This window comes from Dyadobacter sp. CY312 (assembly GCF_021390535.1).
Lineage (GTDB): Bacteria > Bacteroidota > Bacteroidia > Cytophagales > Spirosomataceae > Dyadobacter.
Window position 1 is genome coordinate 257,094 of record NZ_JAJUXG010000013.1, and the last position, 21,103, is coordinate 278,196.

Here is a 21,103-nt window from a genome sequence, read left to right on the forward strand (position 1 = left end):
TTATTCCACACCCGACAAACCTTCCCACTTTACTATTTATTGTCAATCAATCCTCTTCCGCTTTTGCGTATCACGCCTTCTTTGGCAAGCTTCACGGACAATACATCAAGCACACCGTTCACAAACTTACCACTTTTAGGGGTACTGTACCTTTTAGCAATCTCAATAAATTCGTTGATTGTCACCTTAACCGGAATTCCTGGAAAATGAATCAATTCTGCCAATGCAGTTTTAAGTATGATCATATCCACAAGGGCAATACGGTCCAATTCCCAGTTTTTAAGCTGATCGTCCAGATATGCGTCGTACTGATCACTCTCTTCAATCACAATCCTGTACAATTCCTCTACAAAAGAACTATCCTCTTCCCAATCTTTGGTAAGCGGGGCAAGTTGCAGGGTTTCGCTGCTATCAGCAGATTTCAAGGTTTTAATTGCAAGGCTGCGAATCAGTTCGCTGTGGTCTGTCCAGTACAAGTCACGCTGTTCCAGATATCCCAGTGAAATTTCATGTTTCAGAATAACCTGACGTAAGATATACTGGATGATTTGCTGATCCTCCTCCGGCGTGTGGGACGCCTGGCTGCAATACTTTTCGTATTCAGCATCTTTTCTGAGAGCTTCCCGATATATTTTTCGGATCAGGTTCATCTCATTACTCCAATTGATACCATTTCTGATAATTTCTTCTTCAAGATTTTTGTCAGCCGTAAGAACCTGTATTACCTGATTGGTATTAAGTCCTCCGTCTTTTGGAAATGGTGCTTCCGGATCGTCGTAACGTCTTTCTCTGTCAATTTTTGCCTGATGCGACAACTCAATCAACATGGAAAGCACTCTTATAAAATCGACATAAATGGATTCGGTTTCATTCAATACCCGGCGAACCATTTTCTGTCCATCGCTGCCGGTTTGTCGCTGGTAAGCAAGAAAAGCACTTTTGGCAACGACACTAACTTTTGCAGGAATTTCCTCAGCTTCGTTCGAATTACCGGTTTTGATAAGTTCGTCGAGGATAACACCTGCCTGTTTCTTCATTTCATTGAGTTTAACGCGATCCTGAAACTCCATTGAGTTCAGATCTGGCGCAAAAGCCTCTTCAATTTGATCCAGCGCCAGCAGGCGATTGGCATCAGCGGTCAATTTTCGCGCGTAAAGCGCCTGAACAGCTTTTGTTCTTAATAATCTTCTATTCAGCATATGCCGGATAACTAATGGATAAAAAGGTACAGTAAACCAAAGAACGTGTCTGCATGTTATTGCAAGGTTAATAGTTACCAGCCCTGCGTTTCTTTTTTAAATAGAGTGCAAAATTAGACTATTTTGTTAAGAATCGGAAAAATTGAAAGCTCCCATTTTACCATACCGGGACACAGCATTCAGTAAAAGATTCGCTAATTTTTCCCGACAAACAGGTCAATCTTTGGCAAGATGAGCGGAATGGATAATTTTTCAGCATGAATATGACGGACTTTACCAGAAAAATTGGTCTTATCTCCTATTACGCAGTTCATGATATTCTTTAACGTTTTTACAATTCCCCTTTAATTCTTCTTTTTAACTTTGTCAAAAATTACAGATGGAAACAGGTATTGAACATTTTCATCTCGATTTTCCTTATTAAACCAATCGATCCGGTAAAGGCTCGCTTTTAATTCTATATCTCTTGAAAGCATTAAAGTACCTCAACCAGTACTTATGGAAATATAAATGGTACCTCATTCTGGGAACCGTTTTCACAGTCATATCCAACCTTTTTGGTATTATACCGGCCCAGCTGGTTCGCTATGCGTTGGATCTGGTGATTGAAACACTGGATATTTATTACCTTTTTGGCGGCTCTGCGCTTCAAAGTAAGATGTACGATATTTTCGCATTCAGCATTCTGTTATATGGTTTGCTGATCCTGGCGATGGCATTACTGAAAGGAATTTTTCTTTTCCTGGTAAGGCAAACCATCATCGTCATGTCGAGACATATTGAATTTGACCTGAAAAACGATGTGTACCAACATTATCAAACGCTGCCAACCAGCTTTTTCAGACAACACAGCACGGGTGATTTAATGGCCAGAATTTCGGAAGACGTGAGCAATGTGCGAATTTACGTCGGCCCTGCTCTTATGTACGGAATCAACCTTATTGTGTTGTTTTTCCTGGTGATTTCATACATGCTTACTGTGAATGTAAAACTGACGTTCTATGTTTTACTGCCCTTGCCGTTGCTTTCCATCAGTGTTTACGTGGTCAATAGCATGATCATGAAGCGTTCACAGGAAATTCAGAAACAGCTTTCGAGCCTGTCCACTTACGTACAGGAAGCCTTTTCGGGTATAAGGGTCATAAAATCTTTCGTTCAGGAAGATCATTCATTTTCCAATTTCAAAACAGAAGCGGAGGATTTTAAGAACAAATCCCTGAAACTGACAAAGGTCGATTCGTTTTTTTACCCGATCATTTTGCTGCTGATAGGGCTTAGTAATATTCTCATCATTTATGTTGGCGGAAAGGAAATTATTAACGGGAACCTCACTCCCGGCAACATTACGGAGTTCATCCTTTATGTGAACATGCTGACCTGGCCGGTAATGGCTTTGGGTTGGACCACCAGTCAGATACAACGGGCCGCGTCTTCTCAGCAACGGATCAATGAGTTTTTAGATGTGAAAACAACACTCATTTCTGACAAAAACATTACGCACCCGCTGGAAGGCTCCATTACGTTTAAAAACGTGGGCTTTGTATATCCCGATTCGGGAATTAAGGCGCTGGAAAATTTTGATCTTAAAGTTGAAAAAGGAGAATCCGTCGCGATTTTGGGCACAACAGGCTCGGGAAAAAGTACATTGGCGCATCTGCTTTGCCGTTTATATGATCCCACCGAAGGTGAAATTCTTGTTGACAATATTCCTTTGAAAGATTACGCCGTACATGCCTATCGCCGGCAGATCGGCTATGTCCCCCAGGATGTTTTTCTTTTCTCTGATTCTATTGAAAACAATGTAAGATTTGGAACAACTGATATGCCTTTTGAGCGTATTGAGCAGGCTGTGAAAGATGCGGATCTTTATACAAACATCCAGGATTTCCCAATGGGCTATGGAACGATGCTTGGTGAACGTGGTATCACGCTATCCGGCGGACAAAAACAGCGACTTTCTATTGCACGCGCCATTGCGAGGGACCCCAAAATCCTAATCCTGGACGATTGCCTTTCGGCTGTTGACACCAATACAGAAAACATTATTCTGAACAACCTGAAAAGGATTATGGATCAACGGACATCCGTAATTATTTCCCACCGCGTTTCCTCAGCCAAGCTGGCCGACCGCATTGTTGTACTGGACGATGGGAAGATTGTTGAGCAGGGCACACACACCGAGCTCATGGCGAAAAATGGCGCTTATAAAGAATTGTATGAGAAGCAGTTGATGGCGGAGGAAGTTTGATAAACATCGCCTTAACAAAACCACTGTTTATTCTTATATTTGTTATTGTTCAACCACTTACTATTCCGTTGAAATATGAAAATAGAATTGGAAGTACCTGACAACAAGGTCTCTTTTATAATGGAATTGATTGAAAGTATTCCATTTATTAAATTCAAGAAAGTAGAAAGTAGCTCCGCAAATCAGATGGACACTACTGATTATCTGCTTAGCACTTCTACAAATAAAAGCCGTTTACTCGCAGCTATTGATCGTTCAAAAAATGGAGATGTTGAATATTATAATTTGATTGAAGAATGATTCTTTCCTGGGATCGTGACGCTTGGGCTGATTATGTCTATTGGCAAACAACAGATATAAAAATTGTCAAGAAAATAAATGAACTCATCAGAGAATGTCTCCGCACTCCTTTTGAAGGTAAGGGAAAACCCGAACCACTAAAGGGCAACCTTAGTGGCTTTTGGTCCAGACGTATTACTGATGAACACAGATTAGTTTACGAAGTAAAAAAGGATTCAGTTCATATTATACAATGCCGCTTCCATTACTAGCGTCTCCCTACTTCGCCATCTTCCTCACTTCTTCTTTCAATTCCTTCATTTCCTGATGTAAACTTTGCAGGCTTACATTTTGAAAATCTGCATCCAGATCAAAACTTAGTTTACTGTTCACCTGCCAGAGTTCACGAATTTCGCTGCGATCAATACGGATCGGTGTATATTCCGGGTTGAGTGAAATCAGATTGATGTAAGTTGTGGCATTGTCCTTCTGTATTTTCTTAACAAGAATACTATCTGCCGTCACGACAACATACATTCGGTTACCAGCCAGATTATCCCAGTCATCCACGGCACGGCCCACAATCCATTCTCCTGAATGCAAGGCAGGTAACATACTATCTCCATCCACCTGAAATCCGCGAAAAGACGCATTACGGTATTCAGGCAAAGGAATACTGAATGCAGGCAGACTTTCAAACCATTGTGTATCGCCGATGTTTAATGGATAACCAGCAGCAGCTTTGGCATTCACCAAAACGATGTTTTCTTTTCCCTCATTGTCAACCGTGATCACCTTGGGGCTCATCGCCACCTCTTCCGCCCTGAGATATTTCTGCCCGCTTTCACCAAAAAGCCAAAGCGGATTGATATGATACTTTTTCAAAAGCTCTTTCACAGCAGAACCTGGAATACGCGTACGCCCCCGCTCGATATCGGCTGTTGTTGCGCCAATACCAAGCTCTTCTGCAAACGTAGCCTGCGTAAGTTTTAACTCTTCCCTTATCTGCTTAAACCGCCTGAACTCTTCTTCGACTGACATATTCCTGAATTAAGTCTGTAACTCCTTAATAATCTCAAAGATAAAAATATTTTGGAATATTTCCTTTTATAAATCAGGATCATTTCCATATATTTGGAAATAATCCATAAAATTGTAAAATTTCCAAACTCATGGATCGCACGATACTTCACATGGATCTTGATACATTTTTTGTATCCGTTGAAAGGTTAATTGAGCCTCGTTTAAACAACAAACCTGTATTGGTTGGTGGCATAGGCGACCGCGGGGTTGTGGCTGCATGCAGTTACGAAACCCGTCCTTACGGCATTCATTCCGGCATGCCAATGAAAATGGCACGAAATCTCTGCCCGGAAGCAACTGTGATCAGAGGCAATGGTGGTACTTATTCCGATCATTCCAAAGTTGTGACCGAAATTATAAAGGAAACAGTACCGATTTTTGAGAAAGCAAGTATCGACGAATTCTATGCGGATTTGTCGGGGCTTGACAAATTTCACAGCTGCCATCGTATGGCATCCGAACTTCGCCAACGCATTAAAAGGGAAAGTGGCCTTCCCATTTCTTTCGGGCTTTCGGCTAACAAGCTGGTTTCCAAAGTCGCAACGGGAGTAGCAAAGCCTGACAATGAAAAAAGAGTTGAGCAGGGTGATGAAAAGGATTTTTTGGCACCGATGCGTATCCAGAAAATTCCGATGGTAGGCGACAAAACGGCGCAGGTACTGAATGATCTTGGTATTAAGTATGTAAAAACGATACAGGATATGCCCATGGAAATGATGGGAAAGGTGTTGGGTAAAAATGGCATTGCATTATGGAATCGAGCCAACGGTCGCGACGATTCTCCTATTGTTCCTTTTCACGAAAGGAAGTCGATCTCGAATGAACGAACGTTTGGCAAGGACACAGGCGATGTAAAATTGATGCGAGAAATGATCAGGGCTATGGCGGAGAATCTGGCGTATCAACTGCGCATTGGAGAAAAACTAACCTCTTGTATTTCTGTCAAGATCCGGTATTCTGATTTTAATACTGTTTCCCGGCAGCTCAAAATCCCCTACACATCTGCCGATCACATTCTTATTCCGCAAGTAGAACGCTTGTTTGACCAACTCCACAACCGCCGGATGATGGTGCGGCTCGTGGGCGTGAATTTCAGTGATCTGGTGGGAGGAAATTATCAGATCAACCTGTTTGATGATACCGAGGAAAAGCTAAATCTGTATCAGGCCATGGATTATATCCGAAACCGATATGGCACAGACAAGCGGGGCAATTCAATTTTAAGCTGGGGAACAACGCTCGGAATTCCTAGTATTGCGAGCATGGGAAATCCGTTTAATGGAGAACCGCCTATTATTCCGGCTCATAGGAATGCTTGATGCTAACTGACCTGATAATCCACAGTTTGAATATTACTTAACTCGTTAAAAATCAAATGCTGTTCTTCTTCCAAATCGAAATCATCCTGCAAACCAAGCCAAAATTTAGGTGTGGTTCCAAAGTATTTACTAAACCGAAGGGCGGTGTCAGCAGTGATCCTTCTTCGACCTTTTATAATTTCACTAACCCGGGTCTGAGGGATGGCGGTGTCTTTCGCAAGTTTATATGCAGTCACGCCCATTGGGTTTAAGAATTCCTCCAATAAAATCTCACCCGGATGAATATTTTTCAGTTTTTCCATAAATATAAAATTAAGCATATAAAATTCATTTCCTCAAAACACCATGTTACTCAATTGCCACTCGTTTTTTAGTCTCCGCTACGGTTTGATTCCGGAAGAAGAACTATTGAAAATGGGTAAAGAAAACGGATATGGCTCAATTGCACTCACAGACATCAACAACACTTCGGGATGTCTTAATTTTATACGAATGGCTCCGAGATACGACATCAAGCCCCTTGTTGGAATCGACTTTCGCAATGGCGTTGAACAGCAATTTGTCGGGTTGGCAAAAAACAATGCCGGGTTTCAGGAACTCAATGGTTTTTTGTCGGAGTATTCCAATGCAAAGAGAAATTTTCCTGATGAAGCTCCGCTGTCTGAAAACGTTGCTTTTATCTATCCCTTTGAGAAAGTGTTAAAAACTAAAAAGGAAAACTTCTTACCAAACGAATACATCGGTATTTCTACCAATGATTTGAACAGGCTCCGTTTTTCACCCCTGTATAAACACAAGGACAAACTTGTGGCATTGCAGCCGCTGAGTTTCCGAACCAAGAAAGATTTTAACGCGCACCGGTTGCTCAGGGCTATTGACCAAAATACGATTTTGAGCAAACTGCAACCGACCGATACAGCCAAAGAAACAGAGCTGATTATACAGGAAAAAATCCTGAAATATCATTTCCAGGATTTTGACCCGATCACTTACAATACGGAAAAGTTAATGGCAAGCTGTAACATTCAGTTCAGCTTTGGCGAAGAAAGAGAAAATCAGAATTTACAGGTATTTGGAAAAAGCAAGGAAGATGATTTTCATCGTATCAGGCAATTGAGCTATCAAGGAATTGGATATCGCTACGGACAGTCGGTAAATGATCAGATTTTTGACAGGATTGCGATGGAGCTTGATCTCATTGAAAAGCAAAACTACATTCCGTTTTTCCTAGTCAATCACGACATCGTCAATTATGCGCGCCACAAGGGATATTACCATGTTGGCCGGGGAAGCGGCGCGAATAGCATTGTAGCTTACCTGCTGAATATCACCAATGTTGATCCGATTGAACTCGATCTTTATTTCGAGCGGTTCATGAATTTGTACCGAAAAAATCCACCTGATTTTGATATCGATTTTTCCTGGCGCGACCGGGAAGATGTTACCCGCTATATTTTCGACACTTATGGAAAAAATGGCCAGGCATCTTTACTGGCTACATACAGTACTTTTCAGCATAGTGCCGCTGTGCGCGAATTGGGGAAAGTTTTTGGCTTACCCACTTACGAAATCGATGCATTGAGCGATGGCAAATATGATCCTAACAAACTGGATCAGCTTTCCGGTCTGGTAATAAATTATGCGAAGTACTTACAGGACAACAATCAACCCAATCATTTGAGCATCCATGCAGGTGGCATACTCATTTCGGAACAGCCCATTCATTATTTTACTGCTACGGATCTTCCTCCAAAAGGGTTTCCAACTACGCAGTTTGATATGGTGATTGCGGAAGATGTTGGGCTGAACAAATACGATATTCTCGGACAGAGAGGTTTGGCAAAAATTAAGGAAACGCTGGAAGTAATCCGTTATAACCGACCCGACGAACCTGAATTTGATATAGACGATGTCAAAAAATTCAAAGTCGATCCCAAAATCAATGACCTCATTGCAGATGGTCAGTGTATAGGCTGTTTTTATGTAGAATCGCCTGCGATGCGCATGCTTCTTAAAAAATTGCGAGTCAATGACTATTTGGGTCTTGTAGCCGCCAGTTCAATTATCCGCCCAGGCGTTGCGAAAAGCGGCATGATGCGGGAATACATTTTACGGCACCGCGACAAACAAAGGAGAAAGGAAGCGCATCCGGAAATGCTTGAATTGATGAAGGACACTTATGGAATTATGGTATATCAGGAAGATGTGATTAAAGTAGCTCATCTATTTGCTGATCTTACATTAAGTGAGGCTGATATTATCCGCCGGGGTATGAGCGGGAAGTTTCGGCGACGCGAAGAATTCGATTCAGTTCGCGAGAAATTTTTTAGAAACTGTCGAAAAAAAGGCCATGACGACAAATTAGCGCATGATGTCTGGAACCAGATCGCGAGCTTCGCAGGCTTTGCTTTTGCGAAAGGACATTCCGCATCTTACGCCGTGGAAAGCTACCAGACACTTTTTCTGAAAGCCTATTATCCACTGGAATACATGGTGGCGGTACTGAACAACGGAGGCGGATTTTATGCACCTGAACTTTACATTCACGAAGCAAGGCTGCACGGAGCAAACATTCTGGCGCCGTGTGTCAACCACAGCAATGCAGAAACTGTTATTGAAGGTAAGAACATTTACATCGGCATGCAGTTCCTGAATGAAATAGAAGAAAAAACAATCGAGAAAATCGTACGTGCACGAAAGTCTGACGGAGTTTTTACCTCATTGAATAATTTCCTGGATCGGGTGGCGATTTCGATTGAACAAATCACCATTCTGATTCGTATCGACGCATTTCGTTTTACGGGAATTGACAAAAAATCATTGCTTTGGAAGGCGCATTTCTGGATTAACAAAACACCAAAAGTACCTCAAAAACAACTATTTACTGCCGAAGTAAAAGATTTCGAATTACCCGTTTTTGAGTCATCCCTGGTCGATGATGCCTACGATCAAATCGAATTGCTTGGGTTTCCACTTTGCAGTCCGTTTGATCTTGTAAAACATACCTTACCAAGAAGCGTGATGTCCAAAGACCTGCACAAATACATCGACCAAAATGTGATTCAGTACGGTTATCTGGTCGCAACCAAAAATACCCGTACTGCAAAAGGAGAAACCATGTATTTTGGCACATTTCTCGATCAGGAAGGGCAATTTATTGATACGGTTCACTTCCCACCCGTTGCTGCGAAGTACAAATTTTCGACAAAGGGTATCTATAAAATCTGCGGAAAAGTGACCGAGGAATTTGAGTTTCTGACCATTGAAGTTGAAGAGATCGTGAGGATGGATTCTGTTGGGAGGTTTGACTAAGTCCGGTTAGAAATAAAATCAGATATACTGACATACTGTTGTCATTTATGAATATTTTCTTTGGACATCAAAAATCCAAACCATCGGCACAAAATGAGCAAAATAGATTTAACCAAAACATTTAAAGAATATTACACGGCAAAGCCAAAGCCGGAATTAGTGCATGTTCACCCCTCCCGGTATCTGTCCATTACCGGAAAAGGCGATCCCTCAGAGAAAATGTATCAAATGAATATTCAGGCGCTTTACGCCACAGCCTATCATTTAAAATTCAATTTTAAGGCAAAAGGACATGATTTCGTCGTCGCAAAACTCGAAGGACTTTGGTGGTTTGACGACGCAAAATTTGGAGGCGTTACCATGGCTGATGCGCCCAAACTGATACCAAGAAGCGAATGGGAATATCGGCTATTGATCCAGATGCCGGAATTTGTCAGCGAGTCAGACATCCTAGCCGCGAAAGATGCCGTGCTAAAAAAGAAAGGCATTCCGTTTGTAGAAAACATCAGCTTTTTTGGGATGAATGAAGGAAAGTCAGTTCAAATGTTGCACGTAGGCCCATTCAGCAACGAACCTGAAACGCTTGCCGTGATGATGCAATTTATACAAAAAAATAACTTCGGCAGAAATGGTTTGCACCACGAAATCTATTTGTCGGATTTCAACAAAACAGCTCCGGAAAAACTAAAAACGATATTACGGGAACCGGTAATTTAGAGGTGCCAAACCTCCTTCATCTGGAAAAGTGTGTGAGTTAATCATCAACTTTTGGGAGCGAAGTCTTTGACTATAAGATAAAAATTTCAGTTTGTGTTTAAAAATTTCACGCTGACATACGCCTGATAAACCAGGTGGTGTCAGCGTTAATTTTTGTTAAACATTTCTATTATCTACTTTGGAATAGCAAGCTTTAACTATATCTTTCGTTTTCTCTTGCATTTTATCAATTTCAACTAAGAATAATGAAAAAGACCTTTTTAATTTGGTGCTTTATCGGTGTCGGATTTAGTTTCACATCTCCTCTGTACGCCCAGGATTTATCGAAACAGATTGTTCCGCTTGATCCAAGTGTCAAAATGGGAAAATTGAAAAACGGACTCACCTATTACATCAAAAAGAACAGTGAGCCAAAAAATCGGGCAGAACTTCGGCTTGCTGTAAAAGCAGGTTCTGTTCTCGAAACCGATGCCCAGCAAGGACTTGCGCATTTCATGGAACACATGAATTTCAATGGTACTACAAACTTCCCAAAAAATGAGTTGGTCAATTTTCTTCAAACGACCGGTGTACGTTTTGGGGCAGATTTGAACGCATACACCGGTTTTGATGAGACAGTATATATGTTGCCAATCCCAACAGATTCAGCGGGATTGCTGGATAAGGGATTACAGGTATTGGAAGACTGGGCGCATGGTGCTCTTCTGGATCCGGCAGAAATTGAAAAAGAGCGTGGTGTGGTATTGGAAGAGTCGCGGATGGGACGCGGAGCGCAACAACGCATGCGTGACAAATACCTGAAAATGATCCTGAACAATTCACGCTACGCGGATCGTCTTCCGATCGGTAAAGACAGTATTCTGAAATCTTTCAAACCGGAAACGATCAAGGCTTTTTACAAAGACTGGTATCGCCCCGACCTCATGGCGGTGATTGCCGTTGGCGATTTTGATGTTAACAAAGTCGAAGCAACGATCAAACAGAAATTCGGATCGATGACTCTTCCGGCCAAACCCAAAAAACGTACGGAGTATAAAATCCCATTGGATGGTTCGACCAACGTGGCAATTGTGACCGATCCTGAGTATCCACAGAATGTAATCCAGTTGATTTATAAACAGCCTGGTTCCAAAGAAAAAACATTAAAAGATGTACGCGACAACTTTGCGCAGCAACTTTACAATGCCATGATGGGTCAGCGGATGCAGGAATTAACGCAGAAAGCAAACCCACCATTTCTATACGGAGGCAGTGAGTATGGCAATTTCCTGGGGGATCTGGAATCTTACACCTCTGTTGCGGTTGCAAAGGATGCACCTTCAATAGAAACAGCCCTGATCGCACTGTTAGAGGAAAACGCGCGTGTTCAGAAGTTTGGCTTTACCCAACCAGAGCTCGATCGCGCGAAAAAAGATTTCTCGAATGCCATTGAACAATATTACAAAGAGCGGGATAAAACCAAATCGTCTAACCACGTTCAGGAATACCTCGACCATTTCCTGAATGACAAACCTTTTATGGGTGCACAAGCGTATTTTGATCTTGTACAAAAATACCTGGAGGGCGTATCGCTTAATGAAGTAAACGCATTGGCTAAAAAATACATCACCGACAAAAACAGATCGGTTGTGATTATGGGGCCTGAGAAGAGCAAAGATGAGATTCCGACCGAAGCGAAAATCCGTGCACTTCTGGCAGATACCGGTAAGGATGTTACAGCTTACGTAGACGACGTACTGGATTCGCCACTTCTTCCGGCAGAGCCAAAAGCAGGTAAGATCGTAAGTGAAAAAGCCTTTCCAAAATTGGAAATGACTGAACTAACCTTATCCAACGGTGTGAAAGTGATGCTTAAACCTACGGATTTTAAGAATGACGAAATCCTGATTAAAGCAACTGCAAAAGGTGGATATTCATTGTTCCCGGGTGAACGTGAAACGGGGATGTTTGCGAGTTATCTGATTCAATCCGGCGGCGTTGGTCCATATAATCAAACACAGCTCCAAAAGTTTTTGGCAGGAAAAACGGTAAATGGCGGTCCGTACCTGAGTGAATTGACAGAAGGAGTTGGCGGCAGTACCAATCCAAAAGATTTGGAAACAACTTTGCAGCTTATCTACGCCTATTTCACCGAGCCACGTAAGGACGCCAACGTTGTAACGGGACTTCTTGCGAACCAAAAGGCATATCTTGAGAACATGAAAAAGACGCTGACTCCGGAAAAAGTCTTTTCAGATTCGCTCAACGCAGTGCTTACTAATTACAATCCGGATCGCAAGCCACTGACTCCGGAAAGTATAGATAAGATAAATCTTGATCGCGCTGTTGAAATGTACAAAGATCGCTTCGCTGATGCATCCGATTTTGTGTTCACACTTGTGGGTGCATTTAAGATTGAAGAGATTAAGCCGCTGCTCGAAAAGTACCTCGGTTCATTGCCATCAACTGATCGTGACGATACCTTCAAACATCCTAATATTTATCCTCCAAAAGGTCGGATCGAAAAAACGATCTACAAGGGTCTTGAACCAAAAAGTCGTGTTTCGTTGATCGCGAGCGGCGAATATGAGTATAACCCGGAAAACAATATTCAAATTGAGGCATTACAGGAAGTATTGCAGATCAAACTGATTGAAGCGCTTCGTGAGGAAGAAAGCGGTGTATACGGTGTTGGTGTTTCTGAAAGTACGGATAAATTCCCGACTGGACATTATCGTTTCAGTATTGGCTTTGGTTGCGCTCCTGAAAACGTGGACAAACTTGTGAAACGCACACAGGAGGAAATAACGAAAGTAAAACAGAACGGTGCCGATAAAAAAGACATCGAAAAGTTTGTAGCAGAAACAAACCGGAAGATGGAAACAGCCTTAAAAACCAACGGTTTCTGGCTGAATTACCTGGATGACAACACATTCCTAGGCGACGACCTGGAAGAAGTATTCATGCAGGATAAGTTGCTCAAATCAATTACAGTAGAAAGCACAAAAGCTGCTGCAAACAAATATTTCAACGATGACAATTTCATTAAAGTAGTGCTGATGCCGGAAACGAAATAGGTTTTTGCCGATAATCAGCTAATCGGAGGATGCTTCTACCAAGAGCATCCTCTTTGTTTTTAATTCAGCTTCACCTTGTAAACGAAAAAAGAGCGCCTTTGAAAGACGCTCTTTTCCTTATTTCAGACGATCAGGCGTCAACCTGATTGCTTAATTATTTAACAACCGCTGTAACCAGACGTTTTGTTTCAGTAGCGATAGCGAAAGGTTTCGCAGTTACGTCACCACCATTGTTTACTACAAAGCTGTAGTTACCGTCAAGCAGGTTAGAAAGGTCAAATATTTTTGTGTACTTCTCTGACTGAGGAATAGATGTGCTGTACACAACTGATCCATCGCTATCCTTGATAACCAGAGAAGATCTCTCTTTTACGTTTTCAAGAGTTAATTTGAATTTCAAATCGCTTGAAGAAACCAATTCGATAGCAGCTGCATTGTTAGCAACTTTTTCACCAGCAACAGAAAGATTTGCAGCAGATACTCCCACCAAAACTGCAACGGTTAAAATTAATTTTTTCATAATATTTCTAATGTTTTAAATGTCTAAATTTTGATTAAACTAATTGTACTTTTCAGATACTCTAAAATTACACTCAAAGTTTATTTTCATCTTTCCGTTAAACTTTCGCTTTTCCGTTTTGATGATTCAAAGGTATACTCAAAACAGTATTAATGTCAATAGCAGACGTTTAGTTTAGTAAAAGTTCTTTTTGCTATTATCTATTAATATTGGAATAATTATATGTTTAGAGTAAAAGTACAACAAGTAGTGAGAAATTTGACAAGTGATTTTTGCACATCGGAAATTTAAATCATTGTATTTTTTAAAGAATTATCAGCAATACCGAGAAGATAACGAAAATATGGTGCTACCTATAAAAAACCATAGAAACACTTAAATCATAGTAATTCTCTGAAAGACAACATTTCGAAGACCAAATAAACACTTAACATTCTGATAACATGACAGATAACAACAACTTTATCAGAGAGAAATCCAAATAAGAATAAAGGATGTAAAATATCCGGGAGAGTTTAAAGTAATTTCCGTTTTTATTCGTCTACAAACCCGGATACTATTTATACAATTTAACTTTGCCAGATAAAAAGCCAAATATCATTCAGACCGTAAAGACGTACAGCAACCAATTGCTGGGCTTTATCCGGCAACGCGTGGGCTCGCAAGAAGATGCGGAAGATATTTTGCAGGATGTTTGGTATCAATTGAGCATGGTACCGGAAGTTGAAGCAATTGAACAGGTCGGGAGCTGGCTCTACAGAGTGGCAAAAAATCGGATTATAGACAAATACCGGAAACAAAAACCTGATTCCCTTTCGGATCACACTTTTGAGGACGAAGACGGAGACTTTCAATTCAAAGATATTCTGCTTGCAGACGATGGGACACCAGAAACGGTTTATATGCGTGAAATGTTTTGGGAACAGCTCACGTTCGCACTTGAAGAGCTTCCAGAAAACCAACGTAATGTATTTATATGGAATGAATTGAAAGATCAGACATTTCAGGAAATAGCTGACAGGACCGGAGAAAATATCAAGACGCTCATTTCCAGAAAACGCTATGCTGTGCAGCATCTGCGCCAACGACTGGAAACCACCTATAACGAATTTGTAAATTACTAACCTCATCGAAGATGAATCAGCAACATAGATCAAGAAAAAAATTCATCATGTTCCCATTTTTAATGTTGGCAGCAGCACTGATTATGGGATACATCGTGATGCTACTCTGGAACCTGATCCTTCCTGATCTTACAAATGTTAAACCGATCCGATATTGGCAGGCCGTTGGTTTACTCGCGCTTTGCCGCATCCTGCTTGGAAATTTTGGGGCGCAATTCAGAAATCACCGGAATTGGCGCGAAGAATTGAAGAATAAAACGTCCGAAGAAAATACCGGACAAGACACATTTGAACCAAGATCATGGCGGGGAAAATGGATGGGGATGAGTCACGAAGAACGAGTACAGTTCAGAGAAGAAATGAGGAAACGATGTAGAAAATAAAGTTAATAAAAGTATATTGATGCACCTGCACCGTTAACTTATTATTGGGTTCGTTCCGGTAAGAGCTGTCGCGAGTGCGTCGAGTGGCAACAATGCTGGTTGACGCAATTTTCATTGAGCAACAGCAATTTAAGTTCGGAGATTTTTATTACTTGCTTTATCTCAAGACAATTATCTCGCCCGCTTCGTAGCTTCACATCAAAATGTGGCAACAAATTGATAAATTATATTTGGCATAAAAGCAAAAATTGATCTATTTGAAGAAATTTTAATACTTTTGTCAAAAGCAACGTTCTGGCACTTTGGTATCAAATTCTACTACTAATGATGATAAGTTACTATGGCAGGCTTTCCTGCTCGGTGACGAAGTTGCATTCACCACGCTCTACCAGCGCCATGTAAGGGTGTTGTTCTCATATGGTAAAAAGCTACTATCCGATGAAGACGCTGTAGAAGACCTGATTCAGGAACTGTTTATTGATCTCTGGCAAACAAGGAGCAGGCTGTCTCAAGTCGAATCTCCACGGTTTTACCTTTTTCGTTCTCTTAGAAGGCGTATCCATAAATCACTATCGCCAGCAAACACGACTACCCAAAACTGGGAATGCATAACAGAAGAAACACTTCCCGTTACGCTTCCTCAGGAATTTTATATCATAGAAGAGGAAGATGTGCAACATCAAAAAGACAGCCTGAACTATTGGCTGAAAAACCTGCCCATACGCCAGTATGAGGTTTTGATGTTACGTTACTATCAGGACTTTAGTTATGCTGAAATTTCAGAAATCCTCTCCATTAACGAACAATCGGTTCGAAACCTCATCCAACGCGGTGTATCGAAACTGCGCCAACTTTCCCTTCATAATATTCTTCTCGTATTACTATTTAATTTTTTTTCCTGATAGTGAGTTAAACCGACACGTTGGTTCCTCTTACTATATATAGGTCGTGTATAATTTTTACACAAAATAGTACCATTAGTATGAATTACGGAGATTTCGAGCTGGAAGACTTCTTAGAAGACAGCTATTTCCAAAAATGGGTAGACGAACCAACCACCGAAGCCAATCGCTTCTGGCAGGAATTTTTGCAGAATCACCCGGAAAAATCAGAAGTAATTGCGACTGCGAAAGAAATCCTGTTTTCCATGGCAGCAGAGATGGAAAGTAACTTTCCGGATGACCAGCAGATAGGCCATATATGGGGAAGGATACAAAATGGTGTCGCGATTCCGGAGAAAAAAATGAAGCCCCTTTGGCCAAGGCTTTCTGGTATAGCGGCAGCCGCTGCGGTAATAATTCTCACTGTCGGATGGTTGCTACGTCCGGAGCATAAAAAAATAGACATCACTTACAACAAACTGACTACTTCCTCTGAAATCCCACTTGTTGAAAGAAAAAATAATACAGCAAAAGCCATCAACATCACACTTCCGGATAGTAGCCATATTGTTCTGGAACCTAATAGCGCTATAAGTTACCCCGGCAATTTCAATGAAAAGGAGCAGCGCGAAGTGTATCTATCCGGACAAGCTTTTTTTGAAGTTAAAAGAAACACTAAACGTCCATTTTTTGTGTATGCCAACGAATTGGTCACCAAGGTATTAGGCACGAGCTTTACCATAAAAGCCTTTGAAAATTCCCAACAAATGGAAGTAGCCGTTAAAACAGGAAAAGTGTCTGTTTTTACGCGTAGCCAAAACATGGAACTTTACGACCAGTCCCAAGAGACTATCCTAACTCCAAACCATAGGGTGCTGTATTCCAGGAAAGCGGAGAGCATGAAAAAATATCTGATTGACGCTCCGGAAATTATCACCTGTGCGGCAATTACACCAGCCATTGTCAATTTCGAAGACGCACCGGTTTCAGATATTTTTAAAAATCTCGAAGAATCTTATGGAATTGATATTGTATACGATAAAGACATTCTCAAAAACTGCCTGCTTACGGCCTCCTTTTCACAGGAATCTTTATACGACAAAATTGAATTGATCTGTAAAGGCGTGGAGGCCGAATTCGCCATTGTGAATGCGCAGATCGTGATCTCCGGCAAGGGGTGCGAATAAAATTTACCAGCTATTGTACCGAAAAACCTAACTAATTTATAATCTTAACCCACCCTGCTTATGCAAAATTAACACCACAAAAAAAGGCTGATGATGTTTGCACCATCATCAACCTGATCGTTTTCCTCTCTCTTACGATTACATCCGCTTACGACGGATGGAGGATTTGTTTTGTCCCATTTTTTTCATGTTTAACAAAACTTTGTAAAGTTATGCAAAAATTGTATCCTAACTATGCTCACTGGCAAACCATTATGAGATTTAGTTGTACCCAACTTATCATTGCGGCGCTACTATCCGGCATAGCCTTCGCACGAACAAGTGAAGCGCAGGAAGTACTAAATAGCCGCGTCACCATTAATATGCAGAATCAGGATGTACGGAAGGTATTATCCACTATTGAAGAGCAGGTTAAGGTTAAATTCCTTTATAGTTCCAGCCTGGTGAAGTCAGACCGTAAAGTGTCTGTCAACATCAAACAAGAGCAGCTTGGAGCGGCGTTAAAAACGATACTTTCACCACTCAATCTGGGTTTTGAAGTCTCAGGTAAACAAATCATTCTTAAAAGAGTCCAAACTCAGACAGGAAATTTGAAGCCGACATCATTCCAGGAAAACAGTGCTTTAGACCGAAGTATAGCCGGAGTCGTTAGCGACAACAATGGTGCCGGACTTCCAGGTGTATCCGTTGTAGTTAAAGGTTCTCAAAGAGGTACTAACTCCGATGCAGAAGGAAATTATAAGATTGACGTACCGGATGGAAATGTTACGCTTACATTCAGTTTCGTTGGCTTTACACCGAAGGACGTAGATGTAACAGCAAACCAGTCTTCCGCTAACGTAACACTTACACAAGACGAAAAACTACTTAGCGAAGTGGTTGTTGTAGGTTACGGTACTGCCAAAAAGAAGGACCTTACAGGTGCAGTTTCGGTTGTAAAAGTGGGTGAACTAACAGAACAACCAAACTCTAACTTAACCAACCAGTTGCAGGGACGTGCGTCTGGTGTAACGGTACTTGGTTCAGGACAACCGGGAACGGCTCCGCAAATCCGTATTCGTGGTATCAACACATTTGGTAACAACTCTCCATTGTATGTTGTGGATGGTGTACCAACGGATGATATCAACAGCCTTAACCCGAATGACATTGCAACCATGCAGATTTTGAAAGATGCTGGTTCCGCCTCTATCTACGGATCCCGGGCGGCAAATGGGGTGGTAGTTCTTACAACCAAAAGAGGTGCAGGTAAAGTGAAGGTGTCATATGATGCTTATTACGGTACACAGCGTACTCCATCAGGAAATGTATGGAATATACTAAGCCCTCAGGGAATGGCTGATTTGAAATGGATGGCAAAAAGAAATTCAGGAGAAGCCCTAAAAGATGACCAGTATGGCGAAGGATCAACCCCCACCCTTCCTTATTACATTGTGCCGTCAGGAAAGAAACAAGGAGAAGTTGATGAGTCTACCTACTATGTAAACCCAAACTACACGGATGCTAGTGATTTTAACTCCTTCACAAGAATAGTAAAGGCAAACCAGGCAGGTACCGATTGGTTTCATGAAGTTTTCAAACCGGCTCCTATTACCAGCCACAATATTTCTGTTGGCGGTGGTGGAGCACAGGGAAGTTACTTGTTCTCATTCAACTATTTCAATCAGCAGGGAACATTGTTAAATACTTACCTGAAACGTTACACTTTGCGTTCAAACACGCAATTCAACGTAAACAAACACGTACGTATTGGCGAGAATCTTGCAATTGCCCTTATGGATAACCCTCGTTCGGGTATTTTGGAAGAAGGTGGTGGTATTGGTATGGCATACAGAATGCAACCAATTATCCCGGTTCACGACATCAGAGGAAACTATGCGGGATCATTTGGTTCGGGATTGGGTAATGCAGCAAACCCGGTAGCGATCAGAGAGCGCGCAAGAAACAACAAGGGTCTGGATAACAGAATTACAGGTAACGTATTTATTGAAGCCGATTTTCTTAAAGATTTCGTATTGAGAAGTAGTTTTGGGGGAGCGATATTCACAGGAAATTCCCGCTCATTTTCTTATCCACAATATGAAAATGCAGAAAACACCACAACAAATGCCTATAATGAGACCGGTTACTCTGGCTACAACTGGACCTGGACAAATACGCTGACCTGGGAAAAGAACTTTAATGAAATTCATAACATTAAAGTTCTTGCAGGAACAGAGGCTTACCAAAATACCGGTCGTTATTTTGAAGGTTCAACTCAGAGTTACTTCTCATTTGACCCGAATTACACCGATTTCGGAAGTGGAGCAGGAACACCAACGCATAGAAGTTATAGGTACACAGACGCCTTGTACTCTTTAATAGGAAGAATTGATTACAGCTTTAAGGATCGCTATTTATTAAGTGGAACAATTCGTCGCGACGGATCTTCAAGATTCTTAAACAACCGCTACGGAGTTTTTCCTGCCGTGAGTGCAGGATGGCGTGTTAGTCAGGAAGATTTCATGAAAGGCGTTACATGGGTGGATGAATTAAAGATTCGCGGAGGATATGGTATTATGGGAAACCAGCTTAATGTTAACCCTGCCAACTCTTTTACCACTTACGGTCTTAACAGAAGTCATTCATTTTATGACATAAAGGGATCAAGTAACAGCACAGTGCAAGGTTTCCAGAGAACGCGAATTGGTAACCCGGATGCTAAATGGGAAAGTAATATCAACTCCAACATTGGGGTAGATGCAACATTATTCAATGGTGCATTGGAAATTTCTGCTGATTATTACCGCAAAGACATTAAAGATCTTCTTTATACCCTCGAACTTGCGGGTACTGTTGGCCAGGGCTCTGCGCCTGCTGTTAACATTGCGCAAATGAAAAATCAAGGGCTAGACCTTTCGGTTTACGGCGAAAAGCAGGTTACAAAAGATCTTAAACTTAACGCAACGTTGACGCTCACTACCTATCAAAATGAGATTGTATCCATCGCAGAAGGAATCGATTATTTTGATCAGGAAGGACGCAGATTCAATGGTAGCAGTATTGTAAGAAATGCTGTTGGTCATTCTATTGGTCAATTCTATGGCTATAAAATTGATGGATTCTGGAACTCGCAGTCCGAAATTGATGCAGCAAATAGTGCGATACAGGAAAAAACTAAAAATCCCGAAGCATTATATCAAACAGATGTAAAAGTGGGTCGATTCAGATATGCCGACTTGAATGGAGATGGACAAGTAACCGCTACTGACCGTACCTTCCTGGGTAATCCAAGTCCTAAATTTAGTTACGGTTTGAATATTGGCGCTAACTATAAAGGTTTCGATTTTGGTATATTTCTTTATGGTGTACAAGGAAACGACATCTGGAACAACCTGAAATGGTGGCACGATTTCAACGCCAACTTCCAGGGAGCAAAAAGCCACACAGCTCTTTACGACTCCTGGACTCCCGAAAACCATAACGCAAAAGCTCCGATACAAGAAAGCAAAGGGTCTTTCAGTACTACGGACGTTCCTAACTCATACTATGTTGAGAATGGATCTTACCTGCGTGCAAAAAACGCTCAGATCGGATACACCTTCCCATCAGCAATGGTAAAAAAAGTTGGATTGGATCGCCTGAGAGTTTATTTCCAAACTGCCAACCTGTTTACTATTACCAAATATTCAGGTATAGACCCGGAAATTGGTCAAAGCCAAACAGAAGGTTCAACATCATTTGGTCTTGATGAAGGTGCGTATCCTAATCAGCGCCAGTTCATTGTTGGTTTAAATCTCTCATTTTAATTTAACG

Annotated in this window: 16 protein-coding genes; 12 read left to right on the forward strand and 4 right to left on the reverse strand. The window is 41.4% G+C overall.

From position 1 onward, the window contains the following. Positions 1-32 precede the first annotated feature (32 nt). Positions 33-1,199: a transcription antitermination factor NusB gene (gene nusB / locus LZG71_RS19465; RefSeq protein ID WP_233823158.1), complete on the reverse strand. Its 1,167-nt coding sequence runs from the start codon at positions 1,197-1,199 to the stop codon at positions 33-35. A 466-nt stretch (positions 1,200-1,665) separates the two neighbouring features. Between nusB and LZG71_RS19470 the strand changes: the two genes are divergently transcribed. From LZG71_RS19470 to LZG71_RS19480, 3 genes are all read left to right on the forward strand, one after another. Beyond that, on the forward strand, positions 1,666-3,447 hold the full coding sequence (locus tag LZG71_RS19470) for an ABC transporter ATP-binding protein (protein ID WP_233823160.1): 1,782 nt from the start codon (positions 1,666-1,668) through the stop codon (positions 3,445-3,447). A gap of 75 nt (positions 3,448-3,522) precedes the next feature. Further along, positions 3,523-3,747, forward strand: coding sequence for a hypothetical protein (locus LZG71_RS19475; protein WP_233823163.1), 225 nt, complete (start codon positions 3,523-3,525; stop codon positions 3,745-3,747). Continuing rightward, the gene (locus LZG71_RS19480) at positions 3,744-3,998 is read left to right on the forward strand and encodes a Txe/YoeB family addiction module toxin (RefSeq protein WP_233823165.1); all 255 of its coding nucleotides are present in this window, start codon (positions 3,744-3,746) and stop codon (positions 3,996-3,998) included. The genes LZG71_RS19475 and LZG71_RS19480 overlap by 4 nt, the downstream gene beginning before the upstream one ends. Before the next feature lie 7 nt (positions 3,999-4,005). Here LZG71_RS19480 and LZG71_RS19485 read toward each other — a convergent pair whose 3' ends face one another. After that, the gene (locus LZG71_RS19485) at positions 4,006-4,767 is read right to left on the reverse strand and encodes a S24 family peptidase (RefSeq protein ID WP_233823167.1); all 762 of its coding nucleotides are present in this window, start codon (positions 4,765-4,767) and stop codon (positions 4,006-4,008) included. A gap of 131 nt (positions 4,768-4,898) precedes the next feature. Between LZG71_RS19485 and dinB the strand changes: the two genes are divergently transcribed. Then, positions 4,899-6,128, forward strand: a complete 1,230-nt coding sequence (gene dinB, locus LZG71_RS19490) for a DNA polymerase IV (RefSeq protein WP_233823169.1) — start codon at positions 4,899-4,901, stop codon at positions 6,126-6,128. A 2-nt stretch (positions 6,129-6,130) separates the two neighbouring features. Here dinB and LZG71_RS19495 read toward each other — a convergent pair whose 3' ends face one another. Then, positions 6,131-6,430: a HigA family addiction module antitoxin gene (locus LZG71_RS19495; RefSeq protein ID WP_233823171.1), complete on the reverse strand. Its 300-nt coding sequence runs from the start codon at positions 6,428-6,430 to the stop codon at positions 6,131-6,133. Between the two features lie 43 nt (positions 6,431-6,473). Between LZG71_RS19495 and LZG71_RS19500 the strand changes: the two genes are divergently transcribed. The 3 genes from LZG71_RS19500 (at position 6,474) to LZG71_RS19510 (ending at position 13,213) form a co-directional block, all read left to right on the forward strand. Beyond that, positions 6,474-9,440 carry a DNA polymerase III subunit alpha gene (locus LZG71_RS19500; RefSeq protein ID WP_233823172.1) on the forward strand — a complete coding sequence of 989 codons (2,967 nt, stop codon included), beginning with the start codon at positions 6,474-6,476 and terminating at the stop codon, positions 9,438-9,440. A gap of 93 nt (positions 9,441-9,533) precedes the next feature. Continuing rightward, positions 9,534-10,157 (forward strand): GyrI-like domain-containing protein, encoded by a 624-nt coding sequence (locus LZG71_RS19505; protein ID WP_233823174.1) that lies wholly within the window; start codon positions 9,534-9,536, stop codon positions 10,155-10,157. Positions 10,158-10,402: 245 nt separating this feature from the next. Beyond that, the gene (locus tag LZG71_RS19510; RefSeq protein ID WP_233823176.1) at positions 10,403-13,213 is read left to right on the forward strand and encodes a pitrilysin family protein; all 2,811 of its coding nucleotides are present in this window, start codon (positions 10,403-10,405) and stop codon (positions 13,211-13,213) included. Positions 13,214-13,367: 154 nt separating this feature from the next. Here the strand turns inward: LZG71_RS19510 and LZG71_RS19515 are convergent, their stop codons facing one another. After that, positions 13,368-13,733, reverse strand: coding sequence for a hypothetical protein (locus LZG71_RS19515; protein ID WP_233823178.1), 366 nt, complete (start codon positions 13,731-13,733; stop codon positions 13,368-13,370). 575 nt (positions 13,734-14,308) lie between these two features. Between LZG71_RS19515 and LZG71_RS19520 the strand changes: the two genes are divergently transcribed. The 5 genes from LZG71_RS19520 to LZG71_RS19540 all read left to right on the forward strand — a co-directional run bounded on the left by LZG71_RS19520 (position 14,309) and on the right by LZG71_RS19540 (position 21,096). Beyond that, positions 14,309-14,857 carry an RNA polymerase sigma factor gene (locus tag LZG71_RS19520; protein ID WP_233823180.1) on the forward strand — a complete coding sequence of 183 codons (549 nt, stop codon included), beginning with the start codon at positions 14,309-14,311 and terminating at the stop codon, positions 14,855-14,857. A gap of 47 nt (positions 14,858-14,904) precedes the next feature. Further along, the gene (locus tag LZG71_RS19525; RefSeq protein ID WP_233823182.1) at positions 14,905-15,240 is read left to right on the forward strand and encodes a hypothetical protein; all 336 of its coding nucleotides are present in this window, start codon (positions 14,905-14,907) and stop codon (positions 15,238-15,240) included. A gap of 302 nt (positions 15,241-15,542) precedes the next feature. Next, positions 15,543-16,142 carry an RNA polymerase sigma factor gene (locus LZG71_RS19530; protein WP_233823184.1) on the forward strand — a complete coding sequence of 200 codons (600 nt, stop codon included), beginning with the start codon at positions 15,543-15,545 and terminating at the stop codon, positions 16,140-16,142. Positions 16,143-16,222: 80 nt separating this feature from the next. After that, positions 16,223-17,308 (forward strand): FecR family protein, encoded by a 1,086-nt coding sequence (locus LZG71_RS19535; RefSeq protein ID WP_233823186.1) that lies wholly within the window; start codon positions 16,223-16,225, stop codon positions 17,306-17,308. A gap of 212 nt (positions 17,309-17,520) precedes the next feature. Further along, the gene (locus tag LZG71_RS19540) at positions 17,521-21,096 is read left to right on the forward strand and encodes a TonB-dependent receptor (RefSeq protein WP_233823188.1); all 3,576 of its coding nucleotides are present in this window, start codon (positions 17,521-17,523) and stop codon (positions 21,094-21,096) included. Positions 21,097-21,103 lie beyond the last annotated feature (7 nt).

What these genes read in the sequence shown, in the direction of transcription:
- LZG71_RS19480 (WP_233823165.1), top strand. Translation starts at nt 3,744, where the DNA reads ATGATTCTTTCCTGGGATCGTGACGCTTGGGCTGATTATGTCTATTGG.
- LZG71_RS19505 (WP_233823174.1), top strand. Translation starts at nt 9,534, where the DNA reads ATGAGCAAAATAGATTTAACCAAAACATTTAAAGAATATTACACGGCA.
- LZG71_RS19485 (WP_233823167.1), bottom strand. Translation starts at nt 4,767, where the DNA reads ATGTCAGTCGAAGAAGAGTTCAGGCGGTTTAAGCAGATAAGGGAAGAG.
- LZG71_RS19495 (WP_233823171.1), bottom strand. Translation starts at nt 6,430, where the DNA reads ATGGAAAAACTGAAAAATATTCATCCGGGTGAGATTTTATTGGAGGAA.
- LZG71_RS19500 (WP_233823172.1), top strand. Translation starts at nt 6,474, where the DNA reads ATGTTACTCAATTGCCACTCGTTTTTTAGTCTCCGCTACGGTTTGATT.
- LZG71_RS19510 (WP_233823176.1), top strand. Translation starts at nt 10,403, where the DNA reads ATGAAAAAGACCTTTTTAATTTGGTGCTTTATCGGTGTCGGATTTAGT.
- LZG71_RS19475 (WP_233823163.1), top strand. Translation starts at nt 3,523, where the DNA reads ATGAAAATAGAATTGGAAGTACCTGACAACAAGGTCTCTTTTATAATG.
- LZG71_RS19540 (WP_233823188.1), top strand. Translation starts at nt 17,521, where the DNA reads ATGCAAAAATTGTATCCTAACTATGCTCACTGGCAAACCATTATGAGA.
- LZG71_RS19535 (WP_233823186.1), top strand. Translation starts at nt 16,223, where the DNA reads ATGAATTACGGAGATTTCGAGCTGGAAGACTTCTTAGAAGACAGCTAT.
- nusB (WP_233823158.1), bottom strand. Translation starts at nt 1,199, where the DNA reads ATGCTGAATAGAAGATTATTAAGAACAAAAGCTGTTCAGGCGCTTTAC.
- LZG71_RS19515 (WP_233823178.1), bottom strand. Translation starts at nt 13,733, where the DNA reads ATGAAAAAATTAATTTTAACCGTTGCAGTTTTGGTGGGAGTATCTGCT.
- dinB (WP_233823169.1), top strand. Translation starts at nt 4,899, where the DNA reads ATGGATCGCACGATACTTCACATGGATCTTGATACATTTTTTGTATCC.
- LZG71_RS19525 (WP_233823182.1), top strand. Translation starts at nt 14,905, where the DNA reads ATGTTCCCATTTTTAATGTTGGCAGCAGCACTGATTATGGGATACATC.